Source organism: Lutibacter oceani (assembly GCF_003384935.1).
In the GTDB taxonomy this organism is placed as follows: domain Bacteria; phylum Bacteroidota; class Bacteroidia; order Flavobacteriales; family Flavobacteriaceae; genus Lutibacter; species Lutibacter oceani.
Window position 1 is genome coordinate 386,394 of sequence record NZ_QTTQ01000009.1, and the last position, 16,715, is coordinate 403,108.

16 protein-coding genes are annotated in these 16,715 nt (G+C 30.1%); all 16 read right to left on the minus strand.

Annotation, left to right across the window (positions count from 1 at the left end):
• Window positions 1-2: 2 nt before the first annotated feature.
• Complete coding sequence (locus BX611_RS01810) at window positions 3-1,190, minus strand: glycosyltransferase (RefSeq protein WP_115877779.1); 1,188 nt, start codon at window positions 1,188-1,190, stop codon at window positions 3-5.
• Window positions 1,191-1,211: 21 nt separating this feature from the next.
• Window positions 1,212-2,123 (minus strand): glycosyltransferase family 2 protein, encoded by a 912-nt coding sequence (locus BX611_RS01815; RefSeq protein ID WP_115877780.1) that lies wholly within the window; start codon window positions 2,121-2,123, stop codon window positions 1,212-1,214.
• 36 nt (window positions 2,124-2,159) lie between these two features.
• Window positions 2,160-3,167: a glycosyltransferase gene (locus tag BX611_RS01820; RefSeq protein ID WP_115877781.1), complete on the minus strand. Its 1,008-nt coding sequence runs from the start codon at window positions 3,165-3,167 to the stop codon at window positions 2,160-2,162.
• 68 nt (window positions 3,168-3,235) lie between these two features.
• Window positions 3,236-4,186: a glycosyltransferase family 2 protein gene (locus tag BX611_RS01825; RefSeq protein ID WP_115877782.1), complete on the minus strand. Its 951-nt coding sequence runs from the start codon at window positions 4,184-4,186 to the stop codon at window positions 3,236-3,238.
• 18 nt (window positions 4,187-4,204) lie between these two features.
• Window positions 4,205-5,017, minus strand: a complete 813-nt coding sequence (locus BX611_RS01830; protein ID WP_115877783.1) for a sulfotransferase domain-containing protein — start codon at window positions 5,015-5,017, stop codon at window positions 4,205-4,207.
• Complete coding sequence (locus BX611_RS01835) at window positions 5,017-5,727, minus strand: WbqC family protein (RefSeq protein WP_115877784.1); 711 nt, start codon at window positions 5,725-5,727, stop codon at window positions 5,017-5,019. The genes BX611_RS01830 and BX611_RS01835 overlap by 1 nt, the downstream gene beginning before the upstream one ends.
• 1 nt (window position 5,728) lies before the next feature.
• Window positions 5,729-6,802 (minus strand): DegT/DnrJ/EryC1/StrS family aminotransferase, encoded by a 1,074-nt coding sequence (locus tag BX611_RS01840; RefSeq protein WP_115877785.1) that lies wholly within the window; start codon window positions 6,800-6,802, stop codon window positions 5,729-5,731.
• On the minus strand, window positions 6,799-8,241 hold the full coding sequence (locus BX611_RS01845) for a lipopolysaccharide biosynthesis protein (protein ID WP_115877786.1): 1,443 nt from the start codon (window positions 8,239-8,241) through the stop codon (window positions 6,799-6,801). The genes BX611_RS01840 and BX611_RS01845 overlap by 4 nt, the downstream gene beginning before the upstream one ends.
• A 1,017-nt stretch (window positions 8,242-9,258) precedes the next feature.
• Window positions 9,259-10,512, minus strand: coding sequence for a sulfate adenylyltransferase subunit 1 (locus BX611_RS01850; RefSeq protein ID WP_115877787.1), 1,254 nt, complete (start codon window positions 10,510-10,512; stop codon window positions 9,259-9,261).
• A 108-nt stretch (window positions 10,513-10,620) separates the two neighbouring features.
• The gene (locus tag BX611_RS01855; RefSeq protein WP_115877788.1) at window positions 10,621-10,935 is read right to left on the minus strand and encodes a four helix bundle protein; all 315 of its coding nucleotides are present in this window, start codon (window positions 10,933-10,935) and stop codon (window positions 10,621-10,623) included.
• 38 nt (window positions 10,936-10,973) lie between these two features.
• Entirely contained in the window at window positions 10,974-11,879 is a 906-nt protein-coding gene (gene cysD / locus BX611_RS01860; protein WP_115877789.1) for a sulfate adenylyltransferase subunit CysD, read from the minus strand.
• Entirely contained in the window at window positions 11,872-12,474 is a 603-nt protein-coding gene (gene cysC / locus BX611_RS01865) for an adenylyl-sulfate kinase (protein ID WP_115877790.1), read from the minus strand. Before cysC ends, cysD begins: the two co-directional genes overlap by 8 nt.
• Window positions 12,475-12,477: 3 nt before the next feature.
• Window positions 12,478-12,690 (minus strand): DUF2061 domain-containing protein, encoded by a 213-nt coding sequence (locus BX611_RS01870; protein WP_115877791.1) that lies wholly within the window; start codon window positions 12,688-12,690, stop codon window positions 12,478-12,480.
• Complete coding sequence (cysQ, locus tag BX611_RS01875) at window positions 12,674-13,483, minus strand: 3'(2'),5'-bisphosphate nucleotidase CysQ (RefSeq protein WP_115877792.1); 810 nt, start codon at window positions 13,481-13,483, stop codon at window positions 12,674-12,676. Before cysQ ends, BX611_RS01870 begins: the two co-directional genes overlap by 17 nt.
• A gap of 423 nt (window positions 13,484-13,906) precedes the next feature.
• On the minus strand, window positions 13,907-14,875 hold the full coding sequence (locus tag BX611_RS01880) for a Gfo/Idh/MocA family protein (RefSeq protein ID WP_115877793.1): 969 nt from the start codon (window positions 14,873-14,875) through the stop codon (window positions 13,907-13,909).
• A 190-nt stretch (window positions 14,876-15,065) separates the two neighbouring features.
• Window positions 15,066-16,397, minus strand: coding sequence for a UDP-glucose dehydrogenase family protein (locus BX611_RS01885; protein WP_115877794.1), 1,332 nt, complete (start codon window positions 16,395-16,397; stop codon window positions 15,066-15,068).
• Between the last annotated feature and the right edge of the window lie 318 nt (window positions 16,398-16,715).

Genomic DNA, 16,715 nt, shown 5'->3' on the forward strand with positions numbered 1-16,715 from the left:
TTTCAATCTATTACCTTTAAAAATTCTTTTATTTCCGTTTGATTACCATTTTTATAAATAGCAAGATTTGAAATAATTTGAGTTCTGTTTTTTTCATCTAAAAAATATTTTATCCCTTCTAAAATATTTTCAGCATGTAAACCTTTGCAGATATATCCAGTTTCTTTATGAACTATCTGTTCTTTAAATCCAGGTATATTTGTAACAACAATTGGTTTGTTAAAAAATTTAGCTTCACTTATTGTAATCCCAAAACCTTCTTGCCGCGAAGGTTGCACATAAATATCACAGCTTTTCAAATAATTATAAGGATTTTCTAATTTACCCAAAAATATAATATCATTCTCCAATCCCATTAATTTAGCACTATTCATTAAACTGTTTTTTTGAGGCCCATCACCTACAAAATACCATTTAAAATCTACCTTACTTTTCTTTAATAACCCTGCTGTTTTTAAAGCTATATCCATTCCCTTTTCAACAGTAAAACGACCAATTGACAAAATTCTTAACCCCTTATAATTATCGTTATAACTTATGCCTATTTTAGCTAGTTTTTTCAAATTATATGTTGGCAAATAATTATAAAAAACGTTGGTTTTATCTTCAAAAATTTGATTACTAAGCAATAATTGTTGTTTTACAAAATTAGAAACAACAAAAAATTGATTAAATTTTTCTGCTATTTTAGTATAAAACTTTGAATCAAAACTTACTTTAGAAATATCAAAATGAATCCATTGAATTTTTTTTCTTGCAACTATTTTTTCACTAACTAAGTAAGAAATTAATTCATGCGGTCCCGCATAGGCAATTGCCACATCAGTAGCATGTGTTTTTGATGCTAACATTAAATTAGATAGCCACTTATAAAAAGGAAACTTCATATTAAAAAACTTTACCAGAACAATTCTATAAAAAAGATATTGCACAAAAAGCATCCATTGTTGTTGTTTCAATAATACTCTTAAATTTAATAAAGGAGCATTTTCAAATAAATTTTTAACTTTTGCATATTCTAAAACCTTTATATTAATTTCTTTCGGTATTCTACCTAACAATTCACCTTTGTATTCTAATAAAATTAATTCCAGTTCAACATCTAATTTTAATAATTCATTGGCAAAACTTAAAAATGCTTTTTCAGTTCCACCTAAATTCATGTTTATTAAAAGAAGAGATATTTTCATTAAAATTATATATAGCTTAAACTAAAAGGCTTTATGCTTTATTAAAAATCTAAAAGTAAATCTAAAAAAAGAAAATACATACCTGTTTTTCAAAAACAAAAAAGAAATTTCATAAAAAGAACTAATTTTTTTCCCCTTAACTAAAAGTGTTTTCGTCTCAAATATTCTTAGGATTAAATTTTTCTGTCTCCAACTAAAGTTGTTAAAATACTTATATATTAACTCATGATAAAATTGATACGAAGCTTTATTTTTTTCTATACTATTTGATTCTGAACCAGATATACTATTATTAGAGACTCTAATAGAGACTAACGCATTATTTAAGCTATAAATATTTTCAAAATCCGTAAACTGTAACCAAGCCATATCATCACTATGCCAAGCTAAACTATAATTTTGAAATCCCTTTTCCTTATAAACAGCTGTTCTAAAAATATGTTCACTTAAAGATGAACGCGCACTATCACTTATTTTATTATAAAATGCATCTGTAGATTTTTCAATTTTTGCACTTTTAAAAACCTTAGTAATTGGTTTATTAAATTCATCAATTACAACCGTTGAAAATTTTATCACATTAATATTCAACTCATTAACCTCGTCTAAATTTTTATAAAACTCATCAATTACATTTTTACCTAAAATATCATCATCTCCTAAAATTAATAACCAATCCTTATCATCTTCAACTGCTAAGGCAATACAACGCTCCCAATGTTGCACTAGAGATTTAGCACCTAAATTAGTTTTAAATTTTTTATATTTAAAATCAAATAAACCCTTAAATTGCTCTAAAAGTTTCGTTGGGTCTTCAGGACTTGCATCATCACCAATAAAAACCTTAAAGCGCTTATCCGTTTGTTTTGCTAAAGATTGTAAAGTTTCTTCAAAAAATATACGTTTATAATATGGGATTATTATTGTTATCATTTTATGAATTTAAATGCATCTAATAAAAAAATATAACTAACCAATTATTTTCTTTATTAAAGTTATTATATAAAGAATATTTATCTTGATTAGTAAAACAAAATACTTATTTAAATTATTAGAAATAAATGTTTTATTATATTTCAAAAACTGGATAAATGCTTTTTTATAAAAAGAGTTTTCCATTAGATAATAACCATAATCTATTTCAATATTCGCTAAATTATAGTAAGCTTTTTTTAATAGTGGAATATTTTTAGTTATCATAAAGTAATTTACAATATGTGTATAAGTATTTATTCCCATTTCATATCTCTCTATTCGATTAGTGGAACTCCAAATACCTCCTGAATGTATTCTATAATTTGCTCCTTTAAAATTTAATAAAATTGTTTTACCAAACTGTTCAAAATATAAAAACAAGAAAGAATCTCCATTTGCTACTTTAATAAAAGTATTAAAAAATATGTTATCAAATAAATGATTTCTAAAAACGACTGTTAGTGTTAACAAACCTTGCTTATTTAAATTTCTAACTCCAGTTTCGATAATAACATTATTAAATTCATCCACAATTCTGCGGTCATGTCCACAAATTACATAATCCTCATTTTTCTCCAAAAAATCAACTTGTTTTTGTAATTTTAAAGGGTCCGTCCAATAATCATCACCTTCGCATAATGCTATATAATTGCCATTAGCACTATATAAGTTATTTAACAAATTAAAACGTCCTGTAGCTGAACCGTTAATTTTTATATTATTTTCTCTATGATGTAAAAACAGCTTAATTTTATCAGGATATTTTTTTGCATATTCTAAACATACTTCTCTAGTACCATCAGTTGAAGCATCTTCACCCAATAAAATTTCAAATGGAAAGGATGTTTTTTGCATTAAAATACCCTCTAAACATTCCTTAATATAATTAACATGCTGGTAAGTTTGTACACAAACTGAAACCAATGGAGTATCCGAAACTGAATTTGAATATTCAATAACTGGCTGTTTCTGATATTTTAATTTAAACTCCTCTAGATTCATAGTTAATTTTTAATAATTTTATCAACTTTTAATTGTACATATTAGGCAAATATATACTGACTCGTTTTTTAATTTAATATAAACTTAATTATTAATTTTCTATTGCTATATAAGGCTATTATAAACTCTTTTCTCCACCTAATTGCTTGTTTTATATAATTCCAAATAAGAATAATTCCTGCCTTTTTAATAATATTCTTATCTATTAATTTACTATTTTTCATAAGCAGCATCCTATCATGTAACCTATACTGCAAATAAGTAATATGTGTTAAAGTAGAAGCAATACCATTACCGTGGTAATTATAAACTGCTGTAATATCTTTTAATATACACCCCATCCCTTTTTTTAACAAAAACAAGTATAAAATCCAATCTGGAGCATTGTAGTTTAAAAATAGTTCCTTTGGAAATTGCCCATTCTTAAATACTACGGAACATGTATCAAACGGATTTTTTTTTAATACATCTTTTCTACTGTAAAAAACTTCATTTTTTTCTATAAAAGATGTATTAAAAATTTCCTCTAACACATTTTCTTTATTAAGTTTTTTTGTTTGTGTTCCACAGATTACTATATTATTATTACTCTCTAAAAAACCTACTTGCTTTTGTAATTTTAAGGGATCTGTCCAATAATCATCCCCTTCACAAAGGGCTATATATTTCCCTTTTGAATTAAACAAATTAAACCCAAAATTAAATCTTCCACTTGGTTTTCCATTAATTTTAATGTTATTTTCTCTGTGATGTAAAAACAATTTAATTTTATCTGGATACTTTTTAGCATATTCCAAACATATTTTTCTAGTACCATCAGTTGAAGCATCCTCACCCAATAAAATTTCAAATGGAAAGGATGTTTTTTGCATTAAAATACCCTTTAAACACCGTTCTATATATTTAACATGTTGGTAAGTTTGCACACAAACTGAGACTAATGGAGTTTCCGTAACCGAATTTGAATATTCAATAACTGGCTGTTTCTGATATTTTAATTTAAACTCCTCTAGATTCATTATTTTACCTAAATAACATTATATCCATTTAAAAATTTTATTTAATTCTTTAAATTCCACATCTCGTTTTATCTCATCAATTATAAATTGTGGTAATTCTTGTTCCCATTGCTTATCATCCTTTTTTGTTTTAAAAACTGCATAAGCATCTCTGTTATTCACCCTAGAAGATTTATTTATAAAGTCAATTGTTTGCTGTTGCATTTCTAATTCACAAAACTCAAACATTTTCTTTACTTCTTCCATTTTATTAGAAAGTAAATTTTCATATTTTAATAAATAAAACTGTGTTGGATTATCCTTTTTTAAAGAAAGAAAAAGTTTAGTTACTTCTTTCCATTTTTCAAAACCATTAAATTCTTCAATCTTATTTAAATTTTTCTTTGGTGCATTTTTCCATTCTTTTTCAATTTCCCACCCTAAATCTGCACGAAATTCTTTTGGTGCTTTTAGCCAAGATGATATCGTACTAAAAGGATTACGCACCAAACCTATTACTTTTATAGAAGCATCTTTTTCTAATAAATTATTAAGAATATTGTGATACCTCACTTCCTTATAAATTATTGAAGTAGGAACATCTTTATTAAATGATGGAATAATACCTCTATTTTTACCTTCAGTTTGATTTAAAAAATCATCATCTGATTTTTCTAATTCTAGAAAAAACGTATCTATTTCTTCACTTGTAGAATTTGCTGACAACATATCTTTAAATGCATAAGAGAAAAGAGGTTGCATTTTATAAATTGTATGTTGATGAGAATCGAAAATTGAACCTAACCAAGTAGATCCAGATCGAGGAACACTATGTATTACAACTCTTTGCATTAAGTTAAGGTATATTGATTTAACATTTTCCTAATTTCATCTACAGAATTAAACATTAAAATATCAATTATTGATAACCAAGGAACAAAGTCATCATTAAATTGTTTGTAATAAATTGATTTTGTATTAATAAAATTTAGTTTAATCTCATGTTGCTTAAATATTTGCTTATTATAGAGTTCTATGCCACCTATTAGGTTAATGTATTGCTCAGCTTGTTCTTTTTTGCAAATATCTAATATTCTCTCTTGTCCTGATAAGTTAACATTATCAAATAAAGACGAAGTTAAAACAAACTCGGTTTTTAATCCCAAGAAACTAGTTATTTCTAATAGACTTTTTGTTGCTAATTTAGAAATTGGCATTTCATCATGATTATTTGATAAAACTTTATTAATTACCTGATTTAATTGTTCAAAATAAGGTGCTTTCTTATAGGATTGTTCTATTGTTTTCAAAAATTTAACTTTCCACTTTTCGAATTGTTTCTCATTTATAAAAGTCTCATTTATTTTTAAAAAAGAACTTTGTTTTTGTAATGGAACTGTGAATAATTGTTTAGCCCCTTGTACTAAAATTTGATTTCTATTTATCCAACCTTGCTTAATAAAATTTACATCATCATAGATTATAAACTTATCAACAGCATTTATTAGCTGAAAGTATCCTATATAAGGAAACAAATAAGGTTGCATAACAGCAATTTTCATTTTACAAATTTTTATTAATTAATTTTACAATTAACTTTAAATCAGTTTCGTTTAGATTTTTAAATAAAGGTAAGCATACAATTCTAGCAGCTATACTTTCAGAAATAGGCATTTTTTGTTTACCGGAATAATTTAAGGTATTTAAAGACGGATAAAAATAACGCCTTGGAAATATTTGAGATTCATTTAAAGCCTTTTGCACTTTTAACAAGGCGGCTTCAGTTTTAAAAATTATAGGATAGTAGCTATAATTCCAACTAGTATCAGCTCTTAACTTTATTTTTTCCAGTTTAGAAAAATCTAAGTTTTTATTATAATATGCCACCACTCTTTTTCTTCCTTTAAGTATTTTATGCATATATGGCAATACTGACAAACCCATAGCTGCTTGCAACTCGGAAAGTTTCCCATTAATTCCCATTCCATAAAATTCGGTAGCACTTTTATGTCCAAAATTATGGCTGTAAAAACTTTGTAATTCATAATTTTTATCATTACAAAATAGGGCACCCCCTTCACCTGTATGAAATATTTTAGTAGCATGAAAACTACAGGTACTTATATCTCCGTAATTAAATAATGAATTCCCTTTATAGGTTACCCCAAAACAATGTGCCGCATCGTAAATTACTTTTAACTGGTGTTTTTTTGCAATGGCTTCAATAGCTTCCACATGGCAAGGATTTCCAAATACATGGGTTGCTAAAATAGCGGTTGTTTTAGGAGTGATGGCTGCTTCAATCTTGGTTTCATCTATAGTTAAATATTCGGGGTGTATATCCACAAAAACTGGGGTGCAATGTTCCCAAGCAATTGTAGCTGTTGAAGCCACATAACTAAATGGGGTAGTAATTATCTCTCCATTATTCCCTAAAACCTTTAATGCAATTTGTAAGGGTATGGTGCCATTATTCATACAAATAATAGTAGAAACGTTTAGGTATTGCTTTAAATTAGCTTCTAATTCCTGTACCAATGCTCCACGGTTAGTTAACCATTCATTTTTCCAAATACGTTGTAATTGTTGCTGGTATTCTTCAATTGGAGGTAAAAATGTTTTGGTAACGTTTATCATTCTCTGTTAATTATATTTTTTAATTCTGTTAAAGAACTCATTTTAAATAGTACAGCCAAAAGTAAGTATATTCCTCCGCCTAACAAACCACCAATAAGCAAACGGAGGGCATCATAGCTTATTTTATCTTTTAAAAAAAGCTCTTCAAAATACACAAAAACACTTGCAACAAAAGCTATAAAAATAATAGGAAGTAAATCTTTGATTTGTTGCCAGGCGGTGTAGTTTATAAACTTCCCTGAATAATGAGTATTGATAAAAAACCCTACAACTGACGTAAATACAGCACCATACAACAACCCATAAATACCAAATTGGAAGGAAACCAAAACTACTAGTACAATCATTATTTTTTTAATAATTTCCAGTTTTAAAAAAAGATCACTACGTCCTTTTACATTTAAAATAGTTAAATTATACGAATGTATTGGGAATAAAATTCCATTCCAACACAAAATTTGAAAATAAGGTACTGCTGGCAGCCATTTTTCAGTAAATAAAAACCGAAATAAGGGTTCTGCTAACACCGCCATAATTAGCAAAACAGGAGCAACAAGAAAAACTACCATTTGCATAATTTTTTTATATACCCTTTTTAAACGAACAGTATCGTCATTAATTTCTGCAAATAAGGGAAAGGTTACTTTATTAAGCACAGCACTTATATTACTAACAGGCAATTGTTTTAAACTATCAGCTCTATTGTAAAAACCTACTTGTGCGGGTGCAAAAAACTTTCCTATAATAATGGTATAAACATTTACAAAAACTATATTTAATAAACCTGACATGGTTAATTTATAACCATACTTAAAATGGTATTTAAATTTCTCTTTATTAAATATCCAGGCTGGTTTCCATTTAGAATAAAACCACAATTGCAAGGTACTGGCAATTGCTTGTATAATTGCCATCACTACCAAACTCCAAACTCCATAACCTAAATATGCCATTATAATACCAACCAACCCACCAATAATGGTTGAAGGAAGTGCTATTTGCATTTGTGTTTTAAAATCCATAAGCTTGGTCAATCTTGTATTTTGAATCATTGCAAAAGCATTGATAATAAAAATAATACCATACCACCTAATTATAGAAATTAAAATTTCTTGATCGTAAAAATTAGCTATCAGGGGTGCTGTTGCAAAAAGCAACACATACATTGCAACACTTCCAATTAAATTGAAATAAAACACTGTAGAATAATCATCTTGTGTTGGATTTTTTGTACGAATTAAAGACGAACCAAGCCCCGCATCCATTAAGGAAGCACCTATTCCCATAAAAATACCAATCATGGCGATGAGTCCAAATTCTTCAGGCAGCAATAAACGTGCTAAAACAACAGATACCACAAAGCCAATGCCTTGTTTCCCAAATTGTTGCAGTGCAGACCAAAATACGCCGGATAATGCTTTTTGTTTTAAATCGCTCAAGGTTCTTTATTAATTAGTAACATTTGGTAAGATTAAGGGGTTTCAAATGTTTTTGCAAAGATATAATTTTATAACGTACATAACTATGATAAGATTGTGTGAAGTTTATTTAGAAGGAAGTTTGTATTTCAATAGTTACAGATTGCTTCACTCCACTGCGTTCCAATCGCAATGACGGTTTGTTTCGTCATTACGAGGAGGTACGACGAAGTAATCTGCACTTTTTGAAACAGATTGCCACAGCTATCGCTTCGCAATGACGATAAAGAGCGTCATCCCGAATTTAGTTCGGGATCTTTTGAAATAGATCTCAATACAAACTGGCAATGGAAAATCTTAACTGAAAGATGCTGAATCAAGTTCAGCATGACGTACCCATAAACATAACGATGTATTCGTCATTACGAGGAGGTACGACGAAGTAATCTGCACTTTTTGAAACAGATTGCCACAGCTATCGCTTCGCAATGACGATAAAGAACGTCATCCCGAATTTAGTTCGGGATCTTTTGAAACAGAACTCAATACAAACTGGCAATGGAAACTCAAAAGAAGCAGATGCTGAATCAAGTTCAGCATGACGCAACCGAACGTCATCCCGAATTTAGTTCGGGATCTCATGAAACAGATCTCAATACAAACTAAAATGGAAACTCAAAAGAAACAGATGCTGAAACGAGTTCAGCATGACGTACCCATAAACATAACGATGTATTCGTCATTACGAGGAGGTACGACGAAGTAATCTGCACTTTTGAAACAGATTGCCACAGCTATCGCTTCGCAATGACGATAAAGAACGTCATCCCGAATTCAGTTCGGGATCTTTTGAAATAGATCTCAATACAAACTGGCAATGGAAACTCAAAAGAAGCAGATGCTGAAACAAGTTCAGCATGACGTTCCGAGATGGATTGCATTGAAACGAGTTCAGCATGACGTTCCGAGATGGATTGCATTGAAACAAGTTCAGCATAACGGATTGGATTGAAACAAGTTCAGCGTAACGCGTTGGTTTTATACAATCATACCAGCGGCAACAGTTTCGTTGGTAGTTTCATCAACTAAAATAATACTTCCCGTGGTTCTGTTTGTTCTGTAAGCATCTATCATTAACGGTTTGGTAGTTCTTATTTTTACTCTACAAATTGCATTCATTGTTAATTCCTTGTCTTCTATATCACGCTCGTAGGTATCAATATTTACTTTATATACCACTTCTTTTATAAGTGCTTTTTGCTCATTTGAAGTATGCTGAATTTTATATTTTGCGCGCGGTTTTGCAGGCGAATTGTTAAACCAACATAACATTACATCAATATCCTGAGAAACTTGAGGCATATTATTTTTCTTAGCAATTAAATCTCCTCTACTTACATCAATATCATCTTCTAAAGTAATAACTACCGACATTGGTGCGAAAGCTTCCTGCAAGCTACCCGAAAATGTATCAATAGATTTAATTACAGATGTAAAACCTGATGGCAATACCACAATTTCTTGTCCCGGTTTAAAAATACCACTAGCAATTCTGCCGGCATACCCTCTATAATCTCTATGTGTATCATTTTGTGGCCTAATAACCGTTTGCACAGGAAAACGTGCATCAATTTTATTAATATCACTACTAATATGTAAGGTTTCCAACACATTTAATAAAGGTGCCCCGCTATACCAATCCATATTTTGTGATCTGTTTACCACATTATCTCCTTTTAAAGCACTAATTGGAATATAACGTACATCTTTAATTAACATTTTTGAAGAAATTTCTTCATAGGCTGTCATAATTTCATTAAAGCGTTCCTCATTATAATCAACTAAATCCATTTTATTAATACACACAATTATATGCGGTATTTGCAATAATGATGCAATAAAAGAGTGTCTTTTAGTTTGTTCTATCACTCCATGCCTAGCATCAATTAAAATGATAGCTGCATTTGCCGTAGATGCTCCCGTAACCATATTTCTGGTATATTGTATATGACCTGGAGTATCAGCAATAATAAATTTTCGTTTTGGTGTTGTAAAATATCTGTAGGCTACATCTATGGTAATTCCCTGTTCCCTTTCATCTCTTAATCCATCTGTAAACAAAGCTAAATCCACACCCTCATGTCCTCTTCGTTTACTTGTAGCTTCAATAGCGTCCAGTTGATCTTCAAATATTGATTTTGAATCGTACAACAAACGACCAATTAAGGTGCTTTTTCCATCATCTACACTACCTGCGGTTGTGAATCTTAGTAATTGGTTTTTATCTAACATTTTTATTTTGTTAATCGTAAAACTGTAAAATTGTAAAACGGTTATAATGTGTTATGAATTCTCAGTTTTATTTAATTTTTTATATAATGCATTTAATTGATTTGATATTTACTCAATATCAGTTCTTAATTTTATGTACTCTTTTTCGAATAGAAAATTTAAATCTTTAGACAATACCAAGAAATTAATTATTTCCCAACTTGAACTATATGCAATATTTATAAATCTAGATTTTTCTTTGTTTGATTGTCTAGAAAACCCCTCTGCAATATTAGCGGTTATATTTAAAGATGCTCTTCGAACTTGATTTGTAATTCCGAATTGTTCATTTGCAGGAAACGTTTCTGTAACTTTATATACTTCTTTTACAAATACGCGAGTATTTTTCCAAACCTCTAATTTTTCAAAATAAAACTTATACATGCAACTTTACAGTTTTACAATTTCGCAACTTTTCAATATTAAAAATACCCTTGCCTTTTTCTGTCTTCCATAGAACTTTCAGAACGTTTGTCATCGGTTCTATTTCCTCTTTCTGTTTTTCGCATGGCTGCAACTTCCAAAGCTATTTTATCAACAGTATCTGCATCAGATTCAATACCTCCTGTAATTGTAATATCGCCTAAAGTTCTAAATCGTATTTTTTTTACTTCAATTTTATCATTTTCATCTAAAATTAAAAATTCAGAATTTGGAATCCACGAATCGTTTTTCCAAACCACTTCTCTTTCATGTGCAAAATATAAGGATGGAATTTTAATGTTTTCTTTGGCAATATAATTCCAAACATCCATTTCTGTCCAGTTACTAATAGGAAATACCCTAAAATGCTCTCCCTGAAAATGACTTCCGTTAAAAATATTCCATAATTCCGGACGCTGATTTTTAGGATCCCATTGCCCAAATTCATCACGATGGGAGAAAAAACGTTCTTTTGCCCGCGCTTTCTCTTCATCACGTCTTCCACCACCTATAGCACAATCTACCTTATTATCTTCAATAGCATCCAACAGCGTTGTAATTTGCAGCTCATTTCTGGTTGCATTTTTACCTTTTTCTTCGGCAACTCTTCCATCATTTATAGCTTCTTGAACTGAACCAACAATTAAATTTGCACCTAATTCTGCTACTAAATTATCTCTAAATTGAATTGTTTCTGAAAAATTATGCCCCGTATCAACATGCATTAAAGAAAATGGAATTTTAGCTGGGTAAAATGCTTTTTTTGCCAAATGAGTAACTACAATAGAATCTTTCCCTCCTGAAAATAAAATTACAGGATTTTGAAATTGCGCCCAAACTTCACGTAACACAAAAATAGCTTCGCTTTCTAATTCTTCTAAATAACTTAAATAATATTTACTCATTGTATTTTAACTTCTCTTTTATAAAATCTGCAATTTTAAAAATAGCTTCTTCTATATCTTCAGTTTCTGTTTTTATTTCAATATCTGCATTTTCAGGTGCTTCATAGGGAGCACTGATTCCTGTAAAATTTGGAATTTCACCACTTCTTGCTTTTTTATACAAACCTTTCACATCCCTTCTTTCACATTCTTCAATAGAAGTATTAACAAAAACTTCCACAAAGTTTGAAGGTGCTACAATTCGCTTTACTTTTTGCCTGTCTTTTTGGTAAGGTGAAATAAAAGTTCCTATAACCACACAACCAGCATCAATAAATAATTTTGAAATCTCCCCAATTCTTCTAATGTTTTCCGACCTATCTTCAGGACTAAATGTTAAATTATCATTAATCCCATGTCTTATATTGTCTCCATCTAATACATAGGTTCTCACTCCTATTTTATGTAAATATTCTTCCAACCCGTTTGCAATGGTTGATTTTCCAGAACCTGATAAACCCGTTATCCAAATTAAAAAAGAATTATGTCCATTCAATTGCTGTCTTTCTTTTCTGGTAACTTTAAAATGATGTTTTTTAATATTCTCCTTACTCATTTTTTAAGTTTCATTTTTTTTAAACGTTATTTTATACCAAACTCTTTCATGTAAATAATACAATATCATTTTCAAAAAAAACTCCCAACCACCAACTGCCAATCCAATCATTGGATCACCAGAAATTATCCAAGCCAATACTACAGTGGTAAATGTTGCCAAAAACCTCCACGAAATTGTTTTTAATAGATGCTTCTTTTTAGAATTCTCCTTCATAATTACAAATAAACCAAGGATTTAACAAATTTTCTTTATTATAACACAACTCATTTTTAGTATCAAGTGCAATTACTTTTATTCCTGATGCATTGCAGATTGCCTGACCTGCAGCAGTATCCCATTCCATTGTGGGTGCAAATCTAGGATAAATATCTGCCAAACCTTCTGCTAGTATGCAAAATTTTAAAGAGCTTCCTTTTGAAATGATTTTCGACTCTTTTTTGCGCTGTATTTTAACCTTTTCCATAAAATCCAGTGTTTCTTTACTCATATGAGAACGACTACCTACAATTCTTATTACATCTTGTACTTTATTTAAAGGCTGTAATTTTTTAGATTTTTCTACTATTTTGTCAAAATTATAAGATGTATTTTCAATAACAGTTTTAAAAGCAGTTTCCTTTTGTACATTACCAACATACAATTCTTTTGTAACTGGCACATAAATAACACCTAATATTGGTTTACCATGGGCTACTAAAGCAATATTTACGGTAAACTCTCCATTTCTTTTTATAAATTCTTTCGTACCATCTAATGGGTCAACAATCCAGCACAACTTCCAGTTTTTTCGTTCTGAATAATCTAATTGTTTATTTTCCTCACTAATAATAGGAATTTCTGTTGGAATTAAAAATGAATTAATAATAGCATTCGCTTTTTTGTCTGCTTCCGTTAAGGGTGATTTATCTTCTTTAAACTCAACATCAAAATCTGAATTGTACACATTCATTATTTCCTGCCCTGCTGCAATTGAAGCCTTAATTGCTATTTCTAAATTCTTATTCATTATTCATTAATTTACTTTAAACTTTAACTAAGCACTTCAACCCTTAGACTATCCTCAGGACAGGATGGACTCTGTGTAACAGTTCGCTTTAGTTTTAGTTCTCGTTACTCATTTCTTTCTATCAGTCTGAACTTGTCGAAGACTTTTCAATTCCTATTTCTTATCATTACGAGGAGCATTAGCGACGAAGTAATCTCACTCTTAAAGAGCAGATTGCTTGCCTACACTACGTTCCAATCGCAATGACGGTGCGAGAGAGTATTTGAATGTTATGAAAACACAACTGCGGCAATCTTATGAATAGATTCAAAAAGTTAGTTTTAATTATTAATTTACAGATTGCTTCACTCCACTACGTTCCAATCGCAATGACGGGTTGATTTACTTCTCACTTTTCACTTCTCACTTCTCACTTCAAACACTTTACTTCTCAAACGGATGCTTTGCCAATGGTTTTTTTACAAAAGGATGAAAATCTCCTTTAGCACCAATTGGATCTGCATGGCGAATTTCATGCACAATTTCAATTGCCTGACGCGGAGCTTCCAAACCATAACCTTTTCCGGCAATAATCTCTTGATATGAAACAGTGTGTAAATCGGTAAAACCGCCACTAAATTCCAATTCTTCACCCTCAATAGTTATAGAACGGTAGGTTGTTTGACCTTTTGCTTTAATTTCGTCCGGCAACACATCATAATTTATTGATAAAAACCAACGCACCCTTGCTTTTTCAAATTCTAAATAACCCGCTGAACGATCGTGTGTGTTTATATGTACTGTATTTTGTTTAAGGTCTCCAAAAATCCAGGAAAGCATATCAAAAAAGTGCACTCCAATATTAGTTGCAATTCCACCAGATTTTGAGACATCTCCTTTCCAAGATGTATAATACCAATGTCCCCGTGAGGTTAAATAGGTTAAGTCTATGTCGTATATTTTATCTTTTGGTCCTTTATCAATTTTTTCTTTTAAAGCAATAATACTTGGATGCACTCTTAACTGTAAAATATTATATATTTTATTTCCTGTTTCATTTTCAATTTGGGCCAAAGCATCTATATTCCAAGGATTTAAAACCAATGGTTTTTCACAAATAGCATCTGCACCTTGCCTTAACGCAAAACGAATATGTGCATCATGTAAATAATTAGGTGTGCAAATACTTACATATTCTAACTTTGTATTTTGTTCATATTTTAATTTTGAAATATGACGGTCAAAACGCTCAAACTCTGTAAAAAAATCAGCGTTGGGGAAAAAACTATCTATAATTCCAACGCTATCAAATTTATCAAGAGCAGCAACTAAATTATTGTTTGTTTCTTTAATTGCCTTCATATGGCGTGGTGCTATATAACCACTTGCTCCCATTAATGCGAAATTTTTCATATTCTTTTATGTATTAATGAATCTGTTATGGACTGGATACCATCATTTTCCAATAATTTTATCACTTTTTTATTTCTTTTTATTTCTTTTTATTTCTTTTTTGTCAGTCTGAGCTTGTCTAAGACTTTTTAATCCATAGCTCCAACGCGCAAGCTGGCTCATTCGCTAAAAATGTTCATTGAACATTTTATTAACGCTCTGCCCTCCCTATCTGATAATACTCAAATCCCTTTTCTTCTAAATTAAAAATATTGTACTGATTTCTACCATCAAATATTACTGGAGATTTAAGTTGCTTTTTTATTTCCTCAAAATCAGGTGAGCGAAATTCTTTCCACTCTGTTAATAATAGCATGGCATCAGCATTTTTTAAGGCATCATACTTATAGGTAACATAATCAACATTTTCAACACCTTTTAAATAGCACATTTTTGCTTCTTCCATTGCTTTTGGATCATAGGCTTGAATTTTAGCACCTCTTTTTACGAGTTCATTAATTATGTAAATTGCCGGTGCTTCACGCATGTCATCAGTTCCCGGTTTAAATGCCAAACCCCAAATTGCAAATACTTTACCGGTTAAATCAGCACCATATTTTTTCACAATTTTTTGAGCAATAACCAATTTTTGAGCATCATTTACCTCTTCTACAGAAGTAATTAATTTTGCATTGTAATTATAGTCTTCAGCAATTTTCTTTAAAGCTTTTACATCTTTTGGAAAACAAGAACCACCATAACCGCATCCCGGATAAATAAATCCGTATCCTATTCTATTATCTGAACCAATTCCTATACGCACCTGGTTTGCATCTGCTCCAACTTTTTCGCAAATATTAGCTATTTCGTTCATAAATGAGATTTTTGTAGCCAGCATTGCATTTGCAGCATATTTGGTCATTTCTGCCGAACGAATATCCATGGCAATAATTCTTTCATACGACATGCAAAATGGTGCATATAACTGCTTCATTTTTTCCAAGGCTTTTTCATTTTCAGCACCAATAACTACACGATCCGGTTTCATAAAATCGTTAATAGCTGCACCTTCTTTTAAAAATTCAGGATTTGAAATCATATCAAATTCAATTGCTACACCTCTTTTATCAAGTTCTTTTTGAATAGTGGCTTTTACTTTATCAGCAGTTCCAACCGGCACGGTAGATTTATCTACAATTATCAATCTTTTTTGCATTAGCTTACCAATACTTTGCGCAACATTTAACACATATTGCAAGTCTGCAGAACCATCATCTCCCATTGGTGTACCAACTGCTATAAAAACAATTTCAGAATCGCTTAATGCAGCTTCTAAATTGGTTGTAAATTTTAAAGTTCCTCGTTCAACATTTTTTAAAACTAATGGTTCTAAACCTGGTTCAAAAATTGGTAAAATTCCATTTTTAAGATTTTCAATTTTCTCAATATTGTTATCTACACAAATAACTTTGTTTCCCATTTCTGAAAAACAGGTTCCTGATACTAACCCTACATAACCAGTTCCAATAACTACTATTTTCATTTTTATTTTATTTTACTTAAACTATGACTTTGACCAAAACGAAGACTTATTTCTATTTTACTTAAATTAAGACTTCTTTAATTAAGTTATTAGCCTTAGTTTCTTAGTTCTTCTGCATTAAACTATTTCTAAATGCACTTATTCTTTTTTGCAAACTTATTATTTCTATTAATATTTTTTCGAAATTGACTTTTTCAATATAACTTCTATTTTCTCATTTCTTTTTTGTCAGTCTGAGCTTGTCGAAAACTTTTCAATTCTATTTCTTGTCATTACGAGGAGTACTAGCAACGTGGTAATCTCATTCTTAAAGAGCAG

Coding starts and splice junctions, on each gene's coding strand:
- BX611_RS01810 (WP_115877779.1), bottom strand. CDS start 1,190: ATGAAAATATCTCTTCTTTTAATAAACATGAATTTAGGTGGAACTGAA.
- BX611_RS01815 (WP_115877780.1), bottom strand. CDS start 2,123: ATGATAACAATAATAATCCCATATTATAAACGTATATTTTTTGAAGAA.
- BX611_RS01820 (WP_115877781.1), bottom strand. CDS start 3,167: ATGAATCTAGAGGAGTTTAAATTAAAATATCAGAAACAGCCAGTTATT.
- BX611_RS01825 (WP_115877782.1), bottom strand. CDS start 4,186: ATGAATCTAGAGGAGTTTAAATTAAAATATCAGAAACAGCCAGTTATT.
- BX611_RS01830 (WP_115877783.1), bottom strand. CDS start 5,017: ATGCAAAGAGTTGTAATACATAGTGTTCCTCGATCTGGATCTACTTGG.
- BX611_RS01835 (WP_115877784.1), bottom strand. CDS start 5,727: ATGAAAATTGCTGTTATGCAACCTTATTTGTTTCCTTATATAGGATAC.
- BX611_RS01840 (WP_115877785.1), bottom strand. CDS start 6,802: ATGATAAACGTTACCAAAACATTTTTACCTCCAATTGAAGAATACCAG.
- BX611_RS01850 (WP_115877787.1), bottom strand. CDS start 10,512: ATGTTAGATAAAAACCAATTACTAAGATTCACAACCGCAGGTAGTGTA.
- BX611_RS01855 (WP_115877788.1), bottom strand. CDS start 10,935: ATGTATAAGTTTTATTTTGAAAAATTAGAGGTTTGGAAAAATACTCGC.
- cysD (WP_115877789.1), bottom strand. CDS start 11,879: ATGAGTAAATATTATTTAAGTTATTTAGAAGAATTAGAAAGCGAAGCT.
- cysC (WP_115877790.1), bottom strand. CDS start 12,474: ATGAGTAAGGAGAATATTAAAAAACATCATTTTAAAGTTACCAGAAAA.
- BX611_RS01870 (WP_115877791.1), bottom strand. CDS start 12,690: ATGAAGGAGAATTCTAAAAAGAAGCATCTATTAAAAACAATTTCGTGG.
- cysQ (WP_115877792.1), bottom strand. CDS start 13,483: ATGAATAAGAATTTAGAAATAGCAATTAAGGCTTCAATTGCAGCAGGG.
- BX611_RS01880 (WP_115877793.1), bottom strand. CDS start 14,875: ATGAAAAATTTCGCATTAATGGGAGCAAGTGGTTATATAGCACCACGC.
- BX611_RS01885 (WP_115877794.1), bottom strand. CDS start 16,397: ATGAAAATAGTAGTTATTGGAACTGGTTATGTAGGGTTAGTATCAGGA.